The 387-nt window shown below is 73.6% G+C and carries 1 pseudogene; it reads right to left on the reverse strand.

What is annotated here, in order from left to right:
- Positions 1 to 387 (reverse strand): annotated as a pseudogene (locus HUW62_RS47960) (type II secretion system protein GspH); the annotation flags it as partial.

The raw sequence follows: 387 nt of genomic DNA on the forward strand, positions 1-387 counted from the left end.
CTACTGGCAGCCTGGGGTGGAGGCGTGCTTGTCACAATCCAGGGGGCGTACGGCCGCGGTCAAACCATCCGCCTGGAACACCAGCTCCGGTCTCCAGTCCGGCGCTTCGAGCGTCCCGCCGTTGCGCAGGAGGACGAGCCGCTCCGTCGTGGGCAGCGGGGCGTCCTGCTCGCACACCCGTCCGCCAGGCGCCGGCGGGGCCACGACGGGCGCGCCGACGCCGGGGTTGCCCCGCCAGCACAGGCCCACCAGCAGGTCCACGTCGAGCTTCGGCGGGACGACCAGGTCCGGCCCCAGCTCCGGGCACTCGCAGCCGCCCACGCCGCAGGCGTTGTCCTGGCACGCGGGCATGGGACACACCGTGCCCCATGCGTCACTGCATGCCAG

It is taken from the genome of Myxococcus sp. AM011, from assembly GCF_013372595.1.
GTDB classification, from domain to species: Bacteria; Myxococcota; Myxococcia; order Myxococcales; family Myxococcaceae; genus Myxococcus; species Myxococcus eversor.